Genomic DNA, 18,797 nt, shown 5'->3' on the forward strand with positions numbered 1-18,797 from the left:
GGCTCGGTCAGTGTGCCCTCCGCCTGGCCTCCTTGATTAGTGTGTGCACGTCACACTCCGGTGCCGACAGGGGACGGGCCGGCCCGTCAGATAGGTCCCACAGACAGATGCTGCCTGCGGTCGCTGCGGTGACGGCCTGGTCTTCCGAGCCCGTCCATAGGGCCCGTACGACGGGACCTCTGTCCGCCCGTGCGACGGTGAGCTGCCCGCCGGTCCCCGGGTGCCAGGTGCGCGCGGTCCCATCGTCCGAGGCGGAGAGCAAAGTGGCGCCCTGGGGCGACCACGCGAGGGAGTTCACGGACGCTGAGTGTCCGTACAGCCGAAGCAGTTCGGTCGCCGATGGGCGGGAGCCCAGTTCCGTACCCAGCATGATCACGGTCCCGTCGGTGCAGCCCACCGCGAGCCGCTCGCCGTCCGGGCTCCAGGCGAGGCTAGTGAACACCTTGTCCGTCTCCCAGTGGGCCACAGTCTGGTCGAGGGCGTTGAGGGTGACCATGTTGTCCTGACCGGCGACGGCGAAAATGGGGTGTTCCGGGTGCCAGGCGACGGCCCGCAGGAAGCTGTGGTGGCCGCGCCAGCGCCGGTCGCCGTCGAGCGGCCGGCCGTCTCGGTCGTACAACCTCGGGCGCCAGGTGCGGTCTCTCGAGACCACGGCGATGTACCGGCCGTCGGAGGACCATTGGGCGTCCGTGACGCCGTCGTGGGCCCGCGCGATGACGTTCGGCTCCCAACGCGGACGCGTGTCCGTGGTGGGCAGGACGAAGGCCGTACCTTCGAGTGAGCCGACGAGGAGGCGTCGGCCGTCCGGGGACCATGCCAGGGAGGACACCTGGTGCGCGTACAGCCGATAGACCTTGCTGGCCCGGTCCGCGAAGTCCAGGTACCCGCTCTCCACCGCCCCGTCGGCGCGGGTCACGTCGTCCCGAATTCCCACGATCAGGCGGTGGGTGGCTGCGGACCAGGCCAGGCTGGTCACCCTTCCCTCCCGCATCGTCCTGCGATCCTTCGGTTCCGCCCCGACCTTCCACACACGTGTCTTCCCGTCGTCCGACGCCGAGGCGAGCCGGTCGCCCGCGTGCGACCAGGCGACGTCACACACGCCTTGCCCGTGATCGGCCAGCGTCAGGAGCTCACCCACCGAGCCCGGCGTCCAGACGCGCACGGTCTCGTCCGCCGAGGCCGTGGCCACCCGAAGTCCGGACGGCGACCAGCTCACCCGGCGCACTTGGTCCCGGTGCCCCTGAAACGCCCTCGACGCCGAATCGAGCTGGATGACGTGCGCGTTGTTCGCCTGGTCGCCCGTGGCCACATAGTTCGCATGAGGACTGAACCGCACCGTCCGCACCGTAGGTCGCCCTCTGCCGGGCGGCACAAGATGCCTGACGGGCGTGAGAGTGTCCCGGGCGTGCAGGTCGACACCACCGTCCTCCCGTGCCGTCGCCACGAACCTCCCATCGGCCGACAAGTCGGCGTCCCACAGCCGCACCGGCTGCCCCTCCTCGTCCACACTGGTGTAAGTCCGGACTGGTTCGCGACTGAGCCCGCGTACGGCGTGCAGATACGCCCTGCCGTCCGCGCACGCCACCAGCACATGGTCACCGGACGAGTCGAAGCGCACTGACCACGGACGGTTGGGCAGGGGAATAAGGTTGGCCTCGCGGCGGTCCGTCCAGGACCAGAGACGTACTGTCTCGTCAGTGGCGGCGGAGGCGATCAGGTCGCCTTGCGGTGACCAGTCCACCGAACGGACCCAGCCCGGGTTGTCCCCCCTGCGTTCTTGACCGTGGGTGAAGCGGGCAAGGCAGGTACCGGAGTTGATGTCCCAGACGCGGACGGAGCCGTCCTTCGAGCCGGTCACGAGCTTGGAGTCGTCCGGCGACCACGCGACACCCCACACGCCCTGTTCGTGCCCGAGCAGCGTCCGGGTGAGGCTGACGTCGCCCAGGACGCGGCGCAGGGCGCGTTCCCACGAGGTGATGTCCGGTGCGTGCAGGAGCATGGTGAGCACGTCGTCGCCCGGTGCGGATCCGGCACCGACGAGCATGCGCAGGGGGGTCTGAGGGTTCGCCACCATGACCAGGGCACGAGCCACCTCCTCCTCGAGGTTGCGCTGCAGCGACACCTCCATCAGGCGGAGCGCCGCATCGGAGAGTTGGAGGGCGATCAATCTTTCGAGCAGCTCGGGCCAGCGGTGCTTGAAGACCGGAGGCCGTCCGTCCGGCTTGAGTGGCGGGGAGAGGAAGCTCAGGAGGCGCATGAGACGCGAAGGCGGGAGGAGTTGGTCGTGAGGGTGGCCCGCCTCCTGCCAGACGAGGGCGAGGTCCTCGATCTCCTGGCGGGCCCGCAGAGAGTCCCGTTCCTGGTCGAGTTCGGCCCGCAGCCGCGGCCAGTGCAGGAACAGACTCTCGTGGGCTACCTGGACGAAGTTTCGGGTCGTCGTCCGAAAGGTCGTGAGCACCCGGCACTTCACGAACGGCTCCAGCAACGAAGTCTCGTCAGGGGGCAGTTCGCCCAACTGCACGGCCCGGCGGGTGTATCTGCCCGATGCGTCGACCGACACCAGGCGGCGCAGCGCCCGCAGCACGCGCTGCTCGGCCAGCCCCTGAGTGATGGTCCGGCCGACGGCGTTCAGTGCGACGCTGCGGGCTAGCCCGAAGGCCTCTTCGGCCTGTACCCGCAGCACGTCCTGCACGCACCCGGCCGCCAGGTAGTCGTGCAGGCCGATGATCCTCGGTTCCTGGTGTCCGTCCGGATTGACGTGCCGCCACAGCTCGTCCAACGCGAACGCGAGCAGCGGCAGTGCTTCACCGCCGGCGTCCTCCACCACACGGCCCAGGGCCTCGTCGCTCATGCGCCAGCCCAGCCGGTCCAACGGGCCGTTGATGATCTGTGGCAGATCGGCTCGGCTTAGCGGTTTGACGAGGAAGTCGTCGCGGACTAGGGGCGCCAGTAACTCCTTGGTCATCAGTGCGTCGAGCAGGTCCGCCCGGACCGTGTAGACCAGCCAGGCCTGTTTGTGCGTGGCGGAGATCAGCGCGGAGACCAGAGTCCTGGTCTCGCCCTCTCCCCACAGGAGCTCCTCGGCCTGGTCGAGGACGATGAGGACGCGGGCCTCCGGCGCGGCCCGAGTGATGTGGGACAGCAACGTGTCGAGGCTGTCGGGCGATTCAGCGATGAACTCTTCGACCGCCTCTGCGGTGGACAGGTCCAGCCCCATGTCGCCCCGGATCTCCGCGATCCCCGCGCCCAGTGCGGTGACGCCTTCCTCGGGCCGGAATGGCCCGAGGACGAGCCATATCGGTGCGGAGCCGTCGCGAGCCGTCGGCCGACGGCGCAGACGAGGCACGAGCCCCGCTCTGACCAACGATGACTTGCCCGCACCCGAGGGGCCGACCACGGCGAGCGTGCCGCTCCTGCGTGAGCCCAACAGCGGGCGGGCCAGGTGTTCGGTTTCCTCCTGCCGGCCGAAGAAGATGCTCGCGTCGCCCTCTTCGAAGGTACGCAGGCCGGGGAAGGGTGAGGTGAGCCCGGGCGCCGTGGACACCCCGTGCGAAGACAACAGGCGCACCGCGGTGGCGACGGCGCTGTCCATCGACGAGGGGTCGTGCCGGTTCACGAACGCGGTCTGGCGGTGGTTCAGGAGGGCACGGCCCTGTTCCAGGTCGCTGCTGACGAACTCCACGACGAGTGCGTCCGGCTTGCGTTCGCGGAAAACGGCGATCTCCCAGGTGCACCACTCCGCCGTCATCGAGCCCTTTGTGGTCACCACGAGAAGGCCATCGGCGCCCAGCAGGCTGCTCCGCAGCCCCTGGCGCCACTCATAGGATGCGGGTGGGCCGTGCTCGGCCAGGTTGTACGCGTAACAGTCCTGGAAACCGGCGCGCTCCAGACCGGCAACCAGCCGGTGCGCGATGTCACGGCCATCCGAGGCGTGGTAACTCACGAAGACACGGCCCATGCAGACATCGTGCGGGAAGTGCCGGGGGCGGGATAGGTGGTTGCGTATGAAGAGGGACTACTTGAACGAATCTGACGCGCCGCGAGCGAACAGGCTCTGGCCAGTGGTGAATGTGGCGGTGTTTGGACCGCATGGCCTGCTGCTGATCGAGCGCGCCGACGACGGCTACTGGGCCATGCCCGGGGGCATGGTCGATGTGGGAGAGGGCTTCACCGAAGCGGCTGTGCGGGAGGTGCGTGAGGAGACCGGACTCGAGGTGACCATTACAGGACTGGTCGGCTTGTATTCTGATCCCGGTCATGTCACGGCCTTTGACGACGGAACGGTGAGCCAGGAGTGTTCGATCGTCTTCCGCGGCCGCGAGGTCGGAGGAACGATCCGCACGAGTGACGAGTCACGCAGCGTGAGATACGTCCCGCTTCCGGAGACGGCCCCCCTCATCATGCACCCCTCTATGCGACTGCGCGTCGGTCACGCGGTCATGGAAAGCCACGTTCCGTATCTGGGCTGAGGCCCAGGGAAAGGACTTTGCCCTCATGGGTTTCCGGGCGGTACTGAGGAACTACGTCGGCACTGCGACGACCCCGCTGGAGGACGTGCGCCCCACCGTGTGGAACCGGCCTTCCCAACTGAGTGACAAGCCCCTCGACGGCGGTCGGGACCACGCCGTCCTGCTGGAGCAGTACAAGCTGTACGTGGAGATGGCCGACAGGGTCAGCGCCCGCAGGAGCCTGACCAACACCTTCTTCCTCACGCTCAACACGACCGTCTTTGCGGCCATCGGCGCCACCTGGAAAGACGGGCCGCACACGGGCTCCTGGCTGCTCGTCTTCCCTCTCGTCGCGCTGCTTGTGCAGTGCGGTGCCTGGTTCGTCCTGCTGCGGTCCTATCGGCAGTTGAACTCGGCGAAGTACACGGTGATAGGCGTGCTTGAGGAGAGGCTACCCGCCTCTCCGTATGGGAGGGCGGAGTGGACAGCGCTCGGTGAGGGGAAGGACAAGGCCAAGTACTGGCCGCTGACACATCTGGAGCAGTGGGTGCCTGTGACGTTCGCCTGCACGTATGCGGGCGGGTTCATCGCGCTATTGGCGTCGCGATGACCACGATGCTGCCCGCGTAAGGTTCGGCGGGGAGGAGGCCCTCGCGTCGTGCAGTAGTGATGCGGCGCAGCGGTAGGCGGCGCCTTGTGCCGCCGTCGCGTATCACCAGCAACTGCGTGTGCGCAGCGCCGAAGGATCCTCTCCCGATGGACTACCCCGTTATGTTTTCCGCGGTCCTGCAAGGGGACCGCTGGCCTCCGGACCTGGCATGGCTGGTCCCCCCCTGTCGAACCGATGACCTGGAGGGGGGTGGTGCCACCGGATCCGAGAGGCGCCGTTGGAGACCCGCACACCCTGCGCTCGCTGGAGCTGTCCGACGAGATCACCGCCGAGCTCAGCGTCCTCGTCGGCTTCGACCAGGACCTGGCGGCCGAGGCCACCCGCACCAGCAACCGGATCCGGGGCCTGCTCACCCAGTTCCACCCGTCCCCGGAACGAGTCCTGGGCCCGCGTCTAGATCACCAGGCGGTCACCTGGCTGCTGGAGCGCTACGGATCCCCCACCAGCTTGCGAAAGGCCGGACGCCGCAAGCTCGTTGAAGTGATCAGGCCCAACGCCCCACACATGGCGAAGCGGCTGATCGACGATGTCTTCGATGCCCTCGACGAGCAGACCGTCGTGGTCCCGGGCACCGGCACCCTGGACGTCGTGATCGAGTCGCTGGCCCGCTCGCTCGGCGCCATTCACGAACAAAGGCGGGCGGGAGAAGCCCAGATCACAGCCCTGCTGGAGGACCAGCCTCTTTCCAAGGTCCTGACGTAGCTGCCCGGCGTCGGCGTCAGGACCGCCGCCGCACTGTTGGTCACCGTCGGCGACGGCACCAGCTTCCGCACCACCGCCCACCTCGCCTCCTACGCCGCCTCGCCCCGACCACGAAGTCCTCGGGGAGCCCGATCCACGGCGAACACGCACCCCGAGGCGGCAACCGGCAGCTCAAACGCGCGATGTTCCTCTCCGCGTTCGCCGCCCTGCACGATCGCCTCCCGCACCTACTACGACAAATGCCGGGCCAGAGGAAAGACCGACACGCAATCCCTCCTCCGCCTCGCCCGCCAGCGGATCAACGTGCTGTTCGCGATGCTCCGCGACGGCACCTTCTATGAACCCAGACCCCCACGCCTCGCTTGACGAAGGACTGCGTTGGCACCTTGGAGAGATCGCGCTGTTGGGCGTCACACTCCGTTGTGTGCGCCGTTGGAGCCGGAGTTGTGCCACGGCTAAATAGAGTCTGCCTTCATGGCATTGTCCGCCATGAGCAGTGCTGCGGCGGTCTCAACACCGTGAATGGTCCGTCCGACGCTGGTGAGGGCCTCTGCCAGTGGCATGGAGCAGACGCTCATGTCGAAGTACTTCTCGATCTGCGTGTCCCCGGGAGGCTTTTCGGTTCCTTGGAGCACTGACGATGCCAAGAAGAGGTGGATGTTCCTGTTGGTTTCAGAAGGCAAGAGGAAGTAGTCGCCCAGATCGATCAGAGAAGACTCCGGGTCCAGCTCAAATCCGGTCTCCTCCCATAGTTCGCGGAGGGCGGCATCTTTGGGACTTTCCCCTCGCAGGACTGTCCCGGCCGGAAGTTCAAGGGTGTATTTTTTCAGGTTGTGGCGGTACTGACGGATGAGTACGACGTCGCCGCCTGCCGTAATGGGAACGATCATGACGCTGCTGGGCGTGTCGAGGTAATACCAGTCGATCTCCTCGCCATCCGGCATGCGCAGTTTCTCGCGCACGAACCGTTTGGGCCCTTCGGTGATCACCTCCGTCTCCATCAACTCGGCGTTCTGCATGGTGGGTCCTGCAGTCTTTTTGCGTGACCTGCGTTTCAAAGCGAACATCTTTCACCCCTTCCATGGTCTCGACTCGACCCACACTTTTTGAAAATGTCGAGAATAGCGAACGAACATTCCATTGGAATCAGCGCTTTCTAGTTCGAATGTGGGCGTGTTGTCGCCTGAGATATAGCGCACATAAGGCGTGATGAGAATGCGATCGTCGCCGCGGACGATGCTGACGGTAGGTGGCCCGTCATACACATGCACCTTCATTCGTCCGTCGCAGGCTTCAGACATGACGCGAAAGCGAGCAAGGGCTGCCCGGATCCGTGGAGCGATGGTTCCTGACGGGTTGCCCTCCTCCCGGTCCACACTGAGCGTTCCGCTGTGCTCTGGATCTAACAGGAGCACACGGATGTCGCAGCCTCTGCCCGCCGCGCTCGCCAGCAGTTCGGGGACCTCGTCGTCGTCGGCGTACCCGTGTTCTGCCATTCCGTAGAGCCAGACGTGTTGGCCGGCACCCTGCAGTACCTCGTTCCAAGTGTGACGCGGTACCGCGCCCCTGATCGGGTATGCCTTGATCAGGTCAGGCAGTCCTGGTGCCCGCACGGGAGACACCTTTGCCGCTTTCAAATCTTTCAAGATCTGATCTGCGGCAGGGCGGACCGCATTGGCCAGCTGGTCCAAGTACGTCACCGCGTCCGGCGACGGCGGAGCGCCGTGACACCGGGGATCCTGGTAGAGCACCCAGGTGACGCCGAGGAGATCGCTGGGCAATGCCAGGTTCTTGGCACAGTGGCCGCACAGTAGGCCGAACGTGCGCTCCCGGCCGAGCGCTCCGATGAACAGGCCCAACTCGAAGACGACATTGTCCCGGGGCGTCCAGGAACTGGTTCCCTCCCTGGTGCGGAGATCGTCGGTGGTCAGAACCAGCACAGCGCCGTCGATCTCTGACTGCGCGATCTCATCCAATCGCTCGATCACCGTCGTAGAAGCGGCGAAAGCACGGTCGAACCAGGCAGTTGGGGCAGCCGCTAGGGACAAGGCCTCGCGCAGGGCATGGGCAATATCCTTGGCTTCGCCTGATGAACCAATGAAGATCCGCGGCCTGAACGTCACCACTGCCAGCGCCCCCGCCCGGTGTCACGCACACCCTCAGCTCTCCATGAGAGTCTCGCACTCAGGAACCCATTTTATGCACCGAGGACAAAAGTCGAGCCCGCCCGCCGTCGTCGATGATCGCGGACAGTCTGGCATCGCTTCCCGGTTCGTGAGGCCCTGTCGAACTGGGCGATGGAACGCGGGAGTGCTGCTGCTCGAAGGAGGCTGGGTCCGCACCAGTCCACGCCAGACGCGGCCGGCGTGACCTGCAATAGCCACCGCTCTCGGAGTTGAGGTTGGGAGCTGACGTCATGGTGCGGACTGTGGTGGCCGCCACCGACAACGAGCCCGTGGATCCTCGCACGGTCGGTGCCGGTCGGTATGCCGCTGGGGGTTCAGAAGCCGTCGAGGAAGTCGAGGTAGCCCCATCTTGGCCTCGTCGGCCCGCTGGACGTACCGGGCGGCACAGAGCCGCCGAACGAGCACGGTTCACTTCATGTGTGTCCACACACCCCACATGCTCTTGGTCAGCATCAACGAATTGACCTAACGAAGCACTACTAGGGCCTGTCCGGCGGATCAGGCCGACTTCAAGCAACGGTGTCTGATCAGTGCGGGTGGGCGGGTCATGGGCGTCTCGGCTTCGCTCGAGCGGGGTGCGTGCCAGACCCCGCGACGGCGGCATGATCCGCCGGACAGGCCCCAACGGCCCCGCCGACCGGCCGACCTGACGAGAACTCACCGATGAGTTTCCGGTGATGTGGGGGTCTCCTCATCCAACGGAAAACAAGCTCGGCTACCACAGATACACCGGCCGAACCGAGGCAGGAGCCGAACGCATCGAGGAGACGTCATGTGCAGCCACCAGCCCCCGTGCCCCACCGCCGACAGCCCCTGTCACCACACCGCGGTGATCGTCTCGGCCCATCCCGAACAGGGCTGGAGCCTGCTGTGCAACGGCACCATCGTCTTCGACGACACCGGTGAACTCCTGCCGGACGGACGGGTCGTGAGCCCGCACCGCACCCCCGGCGCGCTGGCCACGGCCGCCTGAGTCAATACCGTTGCGCCTTCGCCAGCCTGGGTGTCAGCACCGGCTCGGTGGGCTTGCGGCTGACGGCGACCGGCTGCGCCTTCTCCCCCGGCTCGAGGTCCTCGGCGCCGACGTACCGGGTCTCCACCACCTTGCCGGACGAGTCGAGGAAGTCGACCTGGGCGGCGTACGAGGCCGTCTTGTCGGTCTTGTTGGTGATGGTGACGACGACGGCGAGCAGACCGCCGGTCTCGGAGCGCGGCTTGCCGGTCATGGTGACGTCGGACATCGCGTTGCCCTGTCCGTCGACCTTGGCGAGTTCTGTCCGCGCGGCTTTGTTGGCACGCTCCACCTCCGCGGAGACGGAGGCCTCGAAGGAGGAGGCGGCAGCCGAGGCGGACGCGGCCCGCTGGGAGGCCTCGGCCCGCACCGAGGCCTTGGCGGACGCGAGCGCGGAGGCCGCGTTGCCGGAGAAGGAGGCCGTGTCCGGGGCCGTGGGCGTGGCGGAGGACGTCGACGAGCCGCCGGAGTCGTCGTCGCAGGCCGCCAGGGTGAGCGCGCTCGCGGCGGCCAGGGCCACGGCGAGGGCGGCGATCCGGGACCGTCCGTGGGGTGACGGTGTGCTCATCGACTGACGTCCTCTCGACTCCGGCGTCGACACATGGCCGAAATGAACCTTATGCCGGAATCGAGAGTCGGGCATGTCGCCGCCCACGGGCCGTCCGGGTGTCCGGCGTCAGGCCTCCTCACGGGCGAGGGCGAGCAGCCGGTCCAGGACGCGGGGGCCGCCCGCACGGATTCCGTCGTGCTCGAACTCGTCCGTCACCCAGGTGCGCAGACCGCGGATCGCGCGGGCGGTCTCCAGGGAGTGGACCGTGTCGACGTACATGTCGTCGTGGTAGACGGCGGCGGCGACGGGGACCTCGTTGACGGCGAGGCGGGCCGGGTCGTAGAGAGGCTGCCAGTCGGTGCGGGCGGCGAGGAGTTCGGCCGTCTCGCGCAGCGGGCGCAGGGCCGGGTCGCAGTCGAACAGCCAGGGGTGGATGGACTCGCCGGTGAACAGCAACGGCTCGTCGCCGGCGAGGGTCTTGGCCGCGTCGAACTGTGGGAACTCGGCGCGCACCCGTTCGGCCGACCAGGCGGTGGGGCGCTCGTCCTGGCCGTAGGTCGCCTCGTGGACGAGGGCGTAGAGCGGGTGGGGCGCGTAGGAGAGGAGGCCCTGGACCTCTTCCTGGAACGCGTCGGAGAGCTCCGGACCCTGCGGGGAGCGGACGAAGGCGTGCTCCAGCAGGTAGTGCAGCCGGTGACTGCCCTCGCCGCCGCCGAGGAGGATGCCGAGGGACTGGAAGGCCTCGACGGTCAGGCGGTAGCCGTTCGGCAGGGTGACGTCGCGGGTGAGGAGATGGTCGGCGATACGACGGGCCCGTTCGACGTCCTGCGGATAGCGGGCGTAGTGCGCGGCGACCTTGCGCTCCACACGCGGGTAGGCGGCCCGGTAGACGTCGTCGGCGTGGGCGTCGAGGGAGGGCAGACCGCCGGTGATGACGGCGGCGGTGAGGCCCTCGGGGGCGAGGGACAGATAGGTCGTGGCGCAGAAACCGCCGAAGCTCTGGCCCAGGACGGTCCAGGGGGCGCCGCCGGTCACCTGGGCGCGGATCGCCTCGCAGTCGCGGACGATGGAGTCGGCTCGGAAGCGGGCCAGGTAGTCGGCCTGTTCGGCGGGACCGCCGCGCAGCGGCAGCGTCTGACGGTTGGCCGGTGTGGAGTGGCCGGTGCCGCGCTGGTCGAGCAGGAGGACGCGGAACTCCTTCAGGGCCCGGCCGAACCAGGCCCCCTTGCCGACGAAACGGTTCGCCCCGAAGCCCGGGCCGCCCTGGAGATAGACCAGCCACGGCAGGTTCTGGCCCGCCTTGTCGCTCGCGACGGCCTCGCGGGCGTAGAGCTCGATCGTCTCCCCGGCCGGGTCGTCGTGGTCGAGGGGGACGGTGAAGCGGCGATCGGTGAGGACGAGGCCGGGCTGGCGGTAGGTCGCGGTCAACAGGGCTCCCGGGACGGACGGACATGCTGTGGACGCGTCCCAGTTCAGCACATGTTCGTCCGCCGTCCGACCCCTTCGATCATGAAATCTTACTGACTCCCGGGTCAGCGGGCCGCCAGGCTGGAGCGCCGTACCACCAGTTCGGGCTGGAGCACCACCCGGCGGTGGTCGTGCCGCTTGCCGGTGGTCTCCGCCTCCGTCTCCTCCAGAAGCAGTTCGGCGGCCAGGGCGCCCATGGTGACCGCGGGCTGCCGGACCGAGGTGAGCGGGACGGCCGCGGCGGCGGCGAACTCGATGTCGTCGTAGCCGACGATGGCGAGGTCGTCGGGGACCGTGATCCCGGCCGCGTACATGGCCTGCAGGACGCCGAGGGCGAGCAGGTCGTTGGCGCAGAACACGGCGGTCGGGCGGTCGGCGAGGCCGAGGAGACGGGCGCCGGCGTCCCGGCCCGCGGCCACGTCGAGCCGTTCGGTGGGCAGCTCGCGCAGATTCTCGGGACCCAGGCCCGCCTCTGCCAGCGCGTTGAGGGCGCCGGTGCGGCGGTCGCGGACCTGGTTGAGGCCGGGCGGGCCGCTGACGTAGGCGATGGAGCGGTGCCCGGCGTCCACGAGGTGGCGGACGGCCAGGGCGCCGCCGGCCACGTCGTCGACGGAGACCGAGCACTCGGTGGTGCCCTCGGCGACCCGGTCGACGAGGACGAAGGGGATGCCGTGGCGGCGGAAGGAGTCGATGTTGCGGCCGGAGGCGTCGGTCGGGGTGAGCAGGACGCCCCGGACCCGCTGCTCCGCGAAGAGGGACAGGTACTCCGCCTCCTCGCTCGCGCTCTGGGCGCTGTTGCAGACCATGACGCCGAGACCGTCCTCGCGGGCGGCCCGCTCGGCGCCTCGCGCGACGTCCACGAAGAAGGGGTTGCCCATGTCGAGCACGAGCAGACCCATGATCCGGCTGCGGCCCGCGCGCAGTTGCCGCGCGGACTCGCTGCGGACATAGCCGAGCCGGTCTATCGCGGACAGGACGCGCGCCCGGGTCTCGGTGGCGACGGAGTCCGGACGATTGATGACGTTCGAGACCGTGCCGACGGAGACTCCGGCGGCGCGGGCGACGTCCTTGATACCCACCGACTGGGCCATCGGGCAGGGACCTCCAGGAAGACGGGGGGCGACAGGACGACCTTCACATTATCGTCGAGTCGCCCCCACACCGGTCACGATCAGGCAGGCAGTGCGAAGTCGACGACGTGGAGCGCCGAGGGGGTCGTACCGCTCGACTTCTCCTGGTACATGAACGACAGCACGTTGCTCTGCGCGATCCGCATCTCGTCGATCACGACCTCGCCGAAGGCGTTGAGGCCGCTGCCGTCGAACAGGACCGTCCAGTCGGTGTACCCGGACGCCTTGGAGGCACCGGCGATCCGGCCGAACGGGAAGATCGCGTAGGCATTGTCGTACTTGTCCAGGATCAGTTTGGTGCGCTGGCTGGAGCCGAGCACGACCGGTATCTCGGTCTTCTGCCAGCTGCCCGAGGAGTTCTTGCGGACGTGGAAGGCGCGGCCGTTGGCGGTGCGGTCGGAGACGTAGTTCGTGGTGCACTGGCCGAAGCGGCCGGGGACGTACGAGATGATCGCGTGCGGCAGACCCGAGGAGTCCGTGAACTGGCTCTCCTGGTTCATCAGGGAGTGGTCCGGGTTCAGCGCGTCGATGACCAGGCCGCTGTCGGTGACGGCGACCTTGTCGGAGCCGCCGGTGGTGCCGACGACGGTGCCGGCGTTGGTGCGCCAGGTGCGGCCGCGGTCGTCGGAGTAGACGTAGCCGGTGTCGTGGTTGGTGATGCCGCCGCTGCTGCACATCACGGCGGCGTTCTGCTCGCGCCAGGTGAAGAAGGAGTGCAGCCGGCCGTTCTTGTCGTAGTCGATGCCGTGCAGGTACATGTTGCGGGCCGTCGAGGAGCCGTGCTCGCTGGTGTAGGTGCCGGTGGAGGCGGACCACTCGCCGAGGTTGGTCCAGGTCGAACCGTCGTACTCCGCCAGGGCGTTGCGGCCGTTGCCGGATATCCCGGCCCGGTAGCTGAGCTGGAGCTTGCCGTCGGGTGTGGAGACGAACTGCGGGTAGGTGAACTGCGACGTGAGGGCCAGGCCGTCCAGGGTGGACTGGGGTGCGCCGAACCGGGCCGCGGTCCAGCTCAGTCCTGACGGGTTGTCCATGAGGCCGGCGACCGACTTGACGTAGGTGAAGCCGTCGCTGTGCGAGTCCATGTTGAGGTGGAGGCGGCCGTCCACCTTGGAGACGCCCATGGAGATGACGTTGTGGGAGTCGCTGGTCTTGAGCGTGTGTCCGACCTGGACGGTGGACCAGGTGCTCCCCCCGAGGACGCGGCGGCCGACGACGGCGTTCTTGTCGGCGGTGTACCAGACGGCGTACTGGTAGCCCTTGTAGGTCAGCAGGCCGTTCTTCTGGAACGAGTTGTTGTTGACGAGGCCGTCGTAGGAGACGAAGAAGACCGCCTGGTTGTCGAGCGTGGTGGTGCCGGTCCGGGTGACGGAGGGACCGGGGTCGGCGGCGCGGGCGGTGCCGCCGGTGAGCGCGGTGGTGGACATGGCGGACACGATGGCACCTGCCAGCAGTGTGCGTCTTCTCATGGGTGCGGCTCCTGATGTCCTGATGGGGAAGGTCAGGCGAGGTGGAACACCTCGGTGAGCGGTTTCATCGCCTCGTCCGGGCGGGCTCCGTCGAGGGACTCGAAGAACTCGCCCATCTCGGCCTGCCAGCGGGCGTTGACCTCGGTGGCTTCCATACCGGCCTTGGCGGCCTCGAAGTCCTCGGTCTCCAGGTAGCCGACGAGCAGGCCGTCGTCGCGCAGGAAGAGCGAGTAGTTGTGCCAGCCGGTGGCCGAGAGTGCTTCGAGCATCTCCGGCCACACGGCGGCGTGTCGTTCGCGGTACTCGGCGAGCTTGTCCTGACGGACCTTGAGGAGGAAACAGACGCGCTGCATGAAGTACCGCTCCGCAATCAGAAGTTGAACTGGTCGATGTTCTTGGCGGTGAACACGGTCGGCTTGCCGAGGTTGATCACGCCGTCCTTGCCGATGGTGTACGTGGTGCCGCCGGCCTTGAAGGTCTCGCCCTCCTTGCCGGTGATCTGGCCGGAGACCAGGGCCACGGCGGTCTGGGCGGCCAGCGCGCCGAGCTTCGCCGGGTCCCACAGCTCGAAGCCCTCGACGGTGCCGTTCTTGACGTACTTGCGCATGTCGTTGGGGGTGCCGAGGCCGGTCAGCTTGACCTTGCCCTTGTACTTGGAGCCGGAGAGGTACTGGGCGGCGGCCTTGATGCCGACGGTGGTCGGGGAGATGATCCCCTTCAGGTTCGGGTACTCCTGGAGCAGGCCCTGGGTCTGCTGGAAGGACTGCTGGGCGTCGTCGTTGCCGTAGGCGACCTTGACGAGCTTGATGTTCTTGTACTTCGGGTCCTTCAGCTCGTCCTTCATGAAGTCGATCCAGGTGTTCTGGTTCGTCGCCGTCTGCGCGGCGGACAGGATCGCGATCTCGCCCTTGTAGCCGATCTGCTCGGCGAGCAGCTGCACCTCGGTGCGGCCCAGGTCCTCGGCGGAGGCCTGCGACACGAAGGCGTTGCGGCACTCCGGCTTGGTGTCGGAGTCGTAGGTGACGACCTTGATGTCGTTCGACATGGCCTGCTTGAGGGCGGTGCACAGGGCGCCCGGGTCCTGCGCGGACACGGCCATCGCGTTCACCTGCTGCTGGGTGAGCGTGTTGACGTAGGAGACCTGCCCGGCGGTGTCGGTGGCGCTGGACGGACCGACCTCCTTGTACTTCGAGCCCAGCTCCGTCAGGGCCACCTCGCCGCCCTTGTCGGCGGAGGTGAAGTAGGGGTTGTTGACCTGCTTGGGCAGGAAGCCGACGGTCAGGCCCTTCTTGGTGGCCGCGTTCGGGTCCGCCTTGGCGGTCGAGGCGGCCGAGGCGCCCTCGTCCTGCACGTCCTTCTTGGTGGTGCCGCCGCACGCGGTGAGCGCGAGGGCGAGGGAGGTGCCGGCGGCGAGGGCCGCGCAGGAACGGCGGAGCGATGACTTACGCATGACGGATTCTTCCTTACGACGGTGAGCGGATACGAGGTTTCCTTGGGCGCCCGGACCTACGCGGCCGGTGTGGGCGCCTTGGACGCCGGTGTCGAGGCGGCTCGGCGGCCGGCCCTCGCAACCGAGATCTGCCGTGCGACCCGGGGGCCGAGCACGGAGAGGACGAGCAGAACGCCGGTGACGACGATCTGGGACTGGGCGGAGACGTCCTGGAGGCTCATCACGTTCTGCAGTGCGCCGAGCAGGAAGACTCCCGCGATCGCACCGCCGAGCGTGCCCTTGCCTCCGTCGAAGTCGATACCGCCGAGCAGCACCGCGGCGACCACGGAGAGTTCGAGGCCGGTCGCGTTGTCATAGCGGGCGCTGGCGTAGTGCAGTGCCCAGAAGATGCCGGTGAGGGAGGCCATCATGCCGGTCACCGTGAACAGGATCAGCTTCTGGCGCTTGACCCGGATGCCCGCGAAACGCGCCGCCTCCTCGCTCGCGCCGGTCGCGAACACCGACCGCCCGAACGGCGTGGCGTGCAGGACGACCACGGCGATCGCGAGCAGGACGAGGAAGGGCAGGAAGGCCTGAGGGATGAACGTGTCCCCGATACGACCCGCCGCGAAGTCCAGGTACTGCGTCGGGAAGTCGGTCACCGCGTCGGAGCCGAGCACGATCTGCGCGATGCCCCGGTAGGCGGCGAGGGTGCCGATGGTGACGGCGAGGGAGGGCAGGCCCAGCCGGGTGACGAGCAGGCCGTTGACCAGCCCGCACACCACTCCGAGGACCAGGCAGATCGGGATGATCACCTCGATCGTCAGGCCCTGGTTCCACAGGGCGCCCATCACGGCGCCGGACAGACCCGCTGTGGAGGCGACCGAGAGGTCGATCTCGCCGGAGACCACGAGCATGGTCATCGGCAGGGCGATCAGCGCGATCGGCAGGGTGTTGCCGATCAGGAAGGACAGGTTGAGGGCGTTGCCGAAGCCGTCGACCGTACTGAAGGACAGCAGCAGGACGACGATCAGGAGCGCGCCGACGACCGTGTCCCAGCGGACCGCACGCGTCAGGGAGTCAGGCATGGCGGGCGTTCCTCTTCTTCAGGGCGGAGGCCACGCGCAGCGCGACGATCCGGTCGACCGCGATGGCGAGGATGAGCAGGATGCCGTTGATGGCGAGCACCCAGACCGAGCTGACGCCGAGGGCGGGCAGCACACTGTTGATGGAGGTCAGCAGCAGGGCGCCGAGAGCCGCGCCGTAGACGCTGCCGGAGCCGCCGGTGAAGACGACACCGCCGACCACGACCGCGCTGACGACGGTCAGTTCGTAGCCGTTGCCGGTGCTCGAGTCGACGTTGCCGAACCGGGCCAGATACATCGCACCGGCGAGACCGGCGAGGCCGCCGCAGAAGGTGTACGCGGCCAGGATCCGCTTGCGCACCGGGATGCCGGCGAGCCGTGCGGCCTCGGGGTTGGAGCCGAGCGCGTACAGCTCGCGTCCGCTGCCGAAGTGCTTGAGGTAGTAGGCGGTGGCGACGAGCACCGCCAGCGCGATCAGGGCCAGCCAGGGCACCGCGGAGATGCCGCCGGAGCCGAAGTTCACGAAGCCGTCCGGGAGGTCGGCCGCCGTGATCTGGCGGGAGCCGACCCAGATGGAGTCGATGCCCCGGATGATGTAGAGCGTGCCGAGGGTGACCACGAGCGCGGGCACCTGGCCGAGGCTGACGAGGAGGCCGTTGAGCAGGCCGAAGCCGATGCCGAACAGGACCGCGAGCCCGATCGCCACGACGGGGTTCCCGCCGCCCTGGAGATAGGTACCGGCGGCGAAGGCGCTGATCCCGAGGATGGAGCCGACCGAGAGGTCGACGTTCCTCGTGATGACCACCAGCGACTGTCCGGTGGCGACCAGGACCAGGATCGTGGCGTTCAGCAGCAGGTCCTTGATGCCCTGCTCGGTGAGGAAGTCGCTGTTCCCGATCTGGGTGACGACGATCATCGCCAGGAAGACGAGCAGGATGGCGAGCTCGCGCATCTTGAAGACGCGGTCCACGAGTCGGGTGGCACCGGCCTTCGGCACCTCGGCGGGAGGGGCCTGCTGGGGGGTGGTGACCGTCATGCGGCGGCCCTCCCGGTGGCTGCGGCCATCACGGTTTCCTCGGTGGCGTCGGAGCGCGGGATCTCGGCGGTGAGGCGGCCCTCGTGCATCACGAGCACGCGGTCGGCCATGCCGAGGATCTCGGGCAGGTCGGAGGAGATCATCAGGATGGCCACCCCGTCGGCGGCCAGCTCGCTGAGCAGCCGGTGCACCTCGGCCTTGGTGCCGACGTCGATGCCGCGGGTCGGCTCGTCGACGATGAGCACCTTGGGGCCGGTGGCCAGCCACTTCGCGAGGACGACCTTCTGCTGGTTGCCGCCCGACAGGGTGTTGACGGTGTCGGCGATCCGGGCGTACTTCACCTGGAGCTTGACGGCCCAGTCGAGCGAACGGCTGCGTTCGGCACCGCGGTCCATGAGGCCCGCCTTGACGGTCGTACGGAGTCCGGTGAGGCCGATGTTGCGCTCGATGGACATGTCCATCACGAGGCCCTGGGCGCGCCGGTCCTCGGGGACCAGGGCGAGTCCTGCGGCCATCGCGGTGGACGGGGCGCCGTTGACCAGGGCCCTGCCGTCCACGGAGACCTCTCCTGCGTCCCAGCGGTCGATGCCGAACACGGCTCGCGCGACCTCGGTACGGCCCGCTCCGACGAGCCCCGCGAGGCCGACGATCTCGCCCTGCCTGACCTCGAAGGAGACGTCGGTGAAGACGCCCTCCCGGGTGAGCCGGCGCACCGTGAGCGCGACCTCGCCGGGGCGTACGTCCTGCTTGGGGTACAGCTCGTCGAGGTCGCGGCCGACCATGCGGCGGACCAGGTCGTCCTCGGTCATGCCCTCGATCGGCTCGCTGGCGATCCAGGCGCCGTCGCGCAGGGTGGTGACCCGCTGGCAGATCTGGAAGATCTCCTCCATGCGGTGCGAGATGAACAGGACGGCGGCGCCCTGCTCGCGCAGCGCCTTGACGACGCCGAAGAGTCGGGCCACCTCGCTGCCGGTGAGGGCGGCGGTCGGCTCGTCCATGATCAGGACCCGGGCCTCGAAGGACAGCGCCTTGGCGATCTCGACGATCTGCTGGTCGGCGATGGACAGGCCGCGCGCCGGGCGGTCGGGGTCGAGCTCGACCCCGAGACGCTGCATCAGCGCCAGGGTCGCGGCGTGCGTGGCCTTGTGGTCGATCCGGCCGAGGGCGCGCCGGGGCTGGCGGCCCATGAAGATGTTCTCGGCGATCGACAGGTCGGGGAAGAGCGTGGGCTCCTGGTAGATCACGGCGATACCGGCGTCGCGGGCGTCACCGGGACCGTGGAAGAGGACCGGTTCGCCGTCGAGCACGACCTGGCCGGTGTCCGGCCGGTGCACTCCCGCGAGGGTCTTGATGAGGGTCGACTTGCCCGCGCCGTTCTCGCCGGCGAGGGCGTGTACCTCCCCGGGAAACAGCTCCAGGGAGACGTCCCGCAGGGCGCGAACCGCGCCGAAGGACTTCGAAATGTCCCTGAGCGCGAGAACCGGGGCCGGACCCGTGGTGGACGGGTGGGTCATTGGGGGCTCCTCGACGACGCCGGCGGGACGACCCTCTCGGCGTCGTGAAAGGTTTCAACTTGGTTGCCGGGACGTTAGGCATGGAGCGCATGTCGCGTCAAT

General features: G+C 68.1%; 15 protein-coding genes and 1 pseudogene. 4 read left to right on the forward strand and 12 right to left on the reverse strand.

Translation table 11 applies throughout. From position 1 onward, the window contains the following. Positions 1 to 7 precede the first annotated feature (7 nt). Positions 8 to 3,958: an nSTAND1 domain-containing NTPase gene (locus OG841_RS05385; RefSeq protein ID WP_371563792.1), complete on the reverse strand. Its 3,951-nt coding sequence runs from the start codon at positions 3,956 to 3,958 to the stop codon at positions 8 to 10. 46 nt (positions 3,959 to 4,004) lie between these two features. On the opposite strand from OG841_RS05385, the gene OG841_RS05390 reads away from it, so the two are divergent. The 3 genes and pseudogenes from OG841_RS05390 to OG841_RS05400 all read left to right on the forward strand — a co-directional run. Beyond that, positions 4,005 to 4,469: an NUDIX hydrolase gene (locus tag OG841_RS05390; protein WP_328642529.1), complete on the forward strand. Its 465-nt coding sequence runs from the start codon at positions 4,005 to 4,007 to the stop codon at positions 4,467 to 4,469. A gap of 25 nt (positions 4,470 to 4,494) precedes the next feature. Beyond that, positions 4,495 to 5,058, forward strand: a complete 564-nt coding sequence (locus OG841_RS05395; protein ID WP_328642528.1) for a RipA family octameric membrane protein — start codon at positions 4,495 to 4,497, stop codon at positions 5,056 to 5,058. A gap of 285 nt (positions 5,059 to 5,343) precedes the next feature. Continuing rightward, positions 5,344 to 6,186, forward strand: a pseudogene (locus OG841_RS05400) (transposase); the annotation flags it as partial. A gap of 89 nt (positions 6,187 to 6,275) precedes the next feature. Here the strand turns inward: OG841_RS05400 and OG841_RS05405 are convergent. Both OG841_RS05405 and OG841_RS05410 read right to left on the reverse strand, forming a co-directional pair. Then, on the reverse strand, positions 6,276 to 6,839 hold the full coding sequence (locus OG841_RS05405) for an NUDIX hydrolase (protein ID WP_328642527.1): 564 nt from the start codon (positions 6,837 to 6,839) through the stop codon (positions 6,276 to 6,278). 51 nt (positions 6,840 to 6,890) lie between these two features. Continuing rightward, positions 6,891 to 7,946 (reverse strand): TIR domain-containing protein, encoded by a 1,056-nt coding sequence (locus tag OG841_RS05410; RefSeq protein WP_328642526.1) that lies wholly within the window; start codon positions 7,944 to 7,946, stop codon positions 6,891 to 6,893. Between the two features lie 832 nt (positions 7,947 to 8,778). On the opposite strand from OG841_RS05410, the gene OG841_RS05415 reads away from it, so the two are divergent. Beyond that, positions 8,779 to 8,979 carry a DUF5999 family protein gene (locus OG841_RS05415; RefSeq protein WP_057612914.1) on the forward strand — a complete coding sequence of 67 codons (201 nt, stop codon included), beginning with the start codon at positions 8,779 to 8,781 and terminating at the stop codon, positions 8,977 to 8,979. Between the two features lies 1 nt (position 8,980). Here the strand turns inward: OG841_RS05415 and OG841_RS05420 are convergent, their stop codons facing one another. The 9 genes from OG841_RS05420 to OG841_RS05460 all read right to left on the reverse strand — a co-directional run bounded on the left by OG841_RS05420 (position 8,981) and on the right by OG841_RS05460 (position 18,695). Beyond that, entirely contained in the window at positions 8,981 to 9,586 is a 606-nt protein-coding gene (locus OG841_RS05420; protein WP_328642525.1) for an FxLYD domain-containing protein, read from the reverse strand. Positions 9,587 to 9,694: 108 nt separating this feature from the next. Beyond that, a complete protein-coding gene (locus OG841_RS05425; RefSeq protein ID WP_328642524.1) occupies positions 9,695 to 10,996 on the reverse strand; it encodes an alpha/beta fold hydrolase in 1,302 nt (433 codons plus the stop codon). A 104-nt stretch (positions 10,997 to 11,100) separates the two neighbouring features. Further along, on the reverse strand, positions 11,101 to 12,126 hold the full coding sequence (locus tag OG841_RS05430; RefSeq protein WP_266556040.1) for a LacI family DNA-binding transcriptional regulator: 1,026 nt from the start codon (positions 12,124 to 12,126) through the stop codon (positions 11,101 to 11,103). Between the two features lie 80 nt (positions 12,127 to 12,206). Beyond that, complete coding sequence (locus OG841_RS05435; RefSeq protein ID WP_328642522.1) at positions 12,207 to 13,631, reverse strand: BNR repeat-containing protein; 1,425 nt, start codon at positions 13,629 to 13,631, stop codon at positions 12,207 to 12,209. Between the two features lie 32 nt (positions 13,632 to 13,663). Then, a complete protein-coding gene (locus OG841_RS05440; protein ID WP_266556044.1) occupies positions 13,664 to 13,984 on the reverse strand; it encodes an L-rhamnose mutarotase in 321 nt (106 codons plus the stop codon). A 17-nt stretch (positions 13,985 to 14,001) separates the two neighbouring features. Continuing rightward, positions 14,002 to 15,081 carry a rhamnose ABC transporter substrate-binding protein gene (gene rhaS, locus OG841_RS05445; protein WP_365120220.1) on the reverse strand — a complete coding sequence of 360 codons (1,080 nt, stop codon included), beginning with the start codon at positions 15,079 to 15,081 and terminating at the stop codon, positions 14,002 to 14,004. 56 nt (positions 15,082 to 15,137) lie between these two features. Then, positions 15,138 to 16,148 (reverse strand): ABC transporter permease, encoded by a 1,011-nt coding sequence (locus OG841_RS05450; protein ID WP_365120222.1) that lies wholly within the window; start codon positions 16,146 to 16,148, stop codon positions 15,138 to 15,140. Further along, complete coding sequence (locus tag OG841_RS05455) at positions 16,141 to 17,181, reverse strand: ABC transporter permease (protein WP_365120224.1); 1,041 nt, start codon at positions 17,179 to 17,181, stop codon at positions 16,141 to 16,143. The genes OG841_RS05450 and OG841_RS05455 overlap by 8 nt, the downstream gene beginning before the upstream one ends. Then, positions 17,178 to 18,695 (reverse strand): sugar ABC transporter ATP-binding protein, encoded by a 1,518-nt coding sequence (locus OG841_RS05460; RefSeq protein ID WP_365120225.1) that lies wholly within the window; start codon positions 18,693 to 18,695, stop codon positions 17,178 to 17,180. Before OG841_RS05460 ends, OG841_RS05455 begins: the two co-directional genes overlap by 4 nt. Positions 18,696 to 18,797: the final 102 nt, after the last annotated feature.

The sequence above is a fragment of the Streptomyces canus genome (genome assembly GCF_041435015.1).
Taxonomy (GTDB): domain Bacteria; phylum Actinomycetota; class Actinomycetes; order Streptomycetales; family Streptomycetaceae; genus Streptomyces; species Streptomyces canus_G.